Raw genomic sequence first — 3,346 nt, forward strand, 5'->3', positions numbered from 1 at the left:
TGGCGGCCGCGGACCCGCTCATGCCAGCCCGCGCAGACGCGAGGCGGTGGTGCCGGTCTCCCGCGCCCCGACCATCGAGTCCGCGTCGATCTGCACCGACCGGCCGGGTCGCCTCTCCCGGGAGCGGGTGGTCTCGTACGGGAACGGAATCATCGGGTGTCCTTTCCGGGACGCGGGCGACGTGCGTACGACAGGGCAGAACAGACCGATGGGTCCATCTATTCCCCACGCCCGCACCCCCACTCCGACCGCCCGGGCGGTGAACACTGGCTTAACGGGATCGCGGCGATCCCGCCCCACCACTACAGTCATGGGATGCGCACCGTCCTCCATACCAAGCTCGACGAGTTCTCCGACCAGCTGGTCCGGTTCTGCGAGATGAACAACCGACTCCTCGACCTCGCCACCGTGGCGCTGCTCGAGGGTGACGAGGTCGCCGCCACCGAGGTCATCGACGGCGCGGCCGAGGTGGAGGATCTGCGCGAGGCGAGCGAGCAGCACGCCTTCGATCTGCTGTTGCTCGAGGCACCCGTGGCCCGCGACCTGCGGCAGGTGGTCTCCGGCATCTACATCGTCGAGCACTTCACGCGGATGGCCGCCCTCACCGGCCACATCGCCCGCGTCGCCCGCCGACGCCACCCCAACCCGGTCATCCCCGGGCCCGTGGTCCCGACGATCCGCGAATTCGCGGAGCGGGACTCGGCCATGGCCCGGAATCTCGGGCAGCTGCTCCCCACCAAGGACGTCCGCCTCGCTCGCTCACTCGATTCGGAGGACGACGCGGTCGATTCCCTCCACGCCGACCTCATGCGGCAGATCTCCGCCGAGGACTGGCCGCACGGCTCGGTCGCGGCGGTGGATCTGGCGCTGCTCGCCCGCTACTACGAGCGGTTCGCCGATCACACGGTCAGTATCGCCAACCGCGTGGTCTACCTCGCCACGGGTGAGAGGCCCGGGGGCGGGTCGCTCTCCCACCTCGAGGACGGCACCGTCCTCGACTGACCCGATCCGATCTCCGATGTGAGGAGCCCGCCGTGTCCCGTCCCATCCACTTCGAGATCCACGCCTCCGATCCCGCGCGGGCGTGCGCGTTCTACGCTGCCGTCTTCGGCTGGACCTACCAGGACTGGAGCGACTTCGCCGGGTCACCGTACTTCGGCGTGACCTCCGGCCCCGAGGACCAACCGGGCATCAACGGCGCGATCATGCAGCGCAACGGCGACACCCCTGCGACGGGATCGCCCGTCGCCGGCGCGGTGCTCACGATGGGGTGCGGGGACTTCGACGCCACCGCCCGCGCGATCCTCGACGCCGGCGGGACGGTGGCCATGGACAAGCACGCCCTGCCGGGTATGGCGTGGCAGGGCTACTTCCTCGACACCGAGGGCAACGTGTTCGGCATCCACCAACCGGACCCCGACGCGAAGTAGGGCGACCGCATGACCCGGGTGTGAGCCCGGGTCATGCGGTGGTGGGCGAGCCACCGTGGCGGGTCACCTGCTGCCGCGGGGCCTCACCGGCAGATCGCGCCCGTCGAGGCCGACTGCACGAGCTTGGAGTACTTGGCCAGCACACCGCGGGTGTAGCGCGGCGGGAGCGGCTCCCACCCGGCGCGACGCGCCTCCAGCTCGGCCTCGTCCACCAGCAGGTCCAGGGTCCCGTCGGACACGTCCAGGCGGATGCGGTCGCCGTCGCGGACCAGGGCGATCGGTCCACCGTCCACCGCCTCGGGGGCGATGTGGCCGACGCACAGGCCGGTGGTGCCACCGGAGAACCGCCCGTCCGTCATCAACAGCACGTCCTTGCCGAGCCCGGCGCCCTTGATGGCGCCGGTGATCGCGAGCATCTCGCGCATGCCCGGGCCGCCCTTGGGCCCCTCGTAGCGGATCACCACGACGTCCCCGGCGGTGATCGTGCCGTCCTCCAGCGCGTCCATGGCGGAGCGCTCCCGCTCGAACACGCGGGCAGTGCCCTCGAAGACATCGGAGTCGAAGCCGGCGGACTTGACCACGGCGCCCTCCGGGGCGAGCGACCCGTGCAGGATCGTGATGCCGCCGGTCGGGTGGATCGGCTCGCTCATCGCGCGCAGCACCAGCCCGTCCGGGTCCGGCGGGGCGATGTCCGCGAGGTTCTCGGCGACGGTGCGTCCGGTGACGGTGAGGCAGTCGCCGTGTAGGAGTCCCGCGTCGAACAGGGCCCTCATGACCACCGGAACACCGCCGATCCGGTCGACGTCGGTCATCACGTGCGCACCGAACGGCTTGACGTCCGCGAGGTGCGGCACCCTGGCGCCGATGCGGGCGAAGTCGTCGAGCGTGAGCTCGACCTCCGCCTCGCTGGCGATCGCGAGCAGGTGCAGGACGGCGTTGGTGGATCCACCGAAGGCCATGACCACGGCGATCGCGTTCTCGAACGCCTCCTTGGTCATGATGTCCCGGGCGGTGATCCCGCGGCGCAGCAACTCGACCACGGCCTCCCCGCTCGCCTTGGCGTAGTCGTCCCGCCGACGATCCGGAGCGGGCGGGGACGCACTGCCCGGGAGGGACATCCCGAGCGCCTCGGCCGCGCTCGCCATGGTGTTGGCGGTGTACATGCCGCCGCACGCCCCCTCGCCCGGACAGATGGCGCGCTCGATGGTGTCGACGTCCTCGCGACTCATCAGACCGCGCGAGCACGCCCCGACGGCCTCGAACGCGTCGATGATGGTGACCTGCTTCTCCGTGCCGTCGGAGAGCGTGGCGAAGCCGGGCAACGTGGACCCCGCGTAGAGGAAGACGCCGGCCAGGTCGAGGCGCGCGGCGGCCATGAGCATCCCCGGTAGGGACTTGTCGCAGCCGGCGAGCAGCACCGACCCGTCGAGCCGCTCGGCGCTCATCACCGTCTCGACACTGTCGGCGATCACCTCGCGGGACACGAGCGAGAAGTGCATGCCCTCGTGTCCCATCGAGATGCCGTCGGACACGGAGATGGTGCCGAACTCGAGCGGGTACCCGCCGCCGGAGTGGACGCCCTCCTTGACCGCCTTGGCCAGCCGGTCGAGGGAGAGGTTGCACGGGGTGATCTCGTTCCACGAGGACGCGACGCCGATCTGGGGCTTGACCCAGTCGTCGTCCCCCATCCCGACCGCGCGGAGCATGCCCCGCGCCGCGGTCTTCTCGAGGCCGTCGGTGACGTCCCGGCTGCGGGGCTTGATGTCCACACCGTCGCGGGTGCTCGTCTGATCAGTCTGCTGCGTCATACCGCCAGACTAGGCGGTGGACGGGAGAGGGCCGCAGGAGACGCGACGGGTCAGACCGGGGTCAGCTCGAGCAGGCGCCCGCCCGGGCCGTCCTCGAGCACCCAGATC

The 3,346-nt window shown here is 70.8% G+C and carries 4 protein-coding genes; 2 read left to right on the forward strand and 2 right to left on the reverse strand.

The genetic code is table 11. The annotated features are described in order from the left end of the window. Window positions 1–18: 18 nt before the first annotated feature. Window positions 19–153, reverse strand: coding sequence for a hypothetical protein (locus G6020_RS17415; RefSeq protein ID WP_277815235.1), 135 nt, complete (start codon window positions 151–153; stop codon window positions 19–21). A 162-nt stretch (window positions 154–315) separates the two neighbouring features. Here G6020_RS17415 and G6020_RS02955 point away from each other — a divergent pair, with 162 nt between their 5' ends. Both G6020_RS02955 and G6020_RS02960 read left to right on the forward strand, forming a co-directional pair. Continuing rightward, the gene (locus G6020_RS02955) at window positions 316–1,002 is read left to right on the forward strand and encodes a PhoU domain-containing protein (protein WP_179525622.1); all 687 of its coding nucleotides are present in this window, start codon (window positions 316–318) and stop codon (window positions 1,000–1,002) included. 32 nt (window positions 1,003–1,034) lie between these two features. Further along, window positions 1,035–1,430, forward strand: coding sequence for a VOC family protein (locus G6020_RS02960; RefSeq protein WP_179525623.1), 396 nt, complete (start codon window positions 1,035–1,037; stop codon window positions 1,428–1,430). Window positions 1,431–1,513: 83 nt separating this feature from the next. On the opposite strand, the gene ilvD is transcribed toward G6020_RS02960, so the two are convergent. Continuing rightward, window positions 1,514–3,238, reverse strand: a complete 1,725-nt coding sequence (ilvD, locus tag G6020_RS02965) for a dihydroxy-acid dehydratase (RefSeq protein WP_179525624.1) — start codon at window positions 3,236–3,238, stop codon at window positions 1,514–1,516. Window positions 3,239–3,346: the final 108 nt, after the last annotated feature.

Source organism: Dietzia sp. B19 (assembly GCF_014145155.1).
Lineage (GTDB): Bacteria > Actinomycetota > Actinomycetes > Mycobacteriales > Mycobacteriaceae > Dietzia > Dietzia natronolimnaea.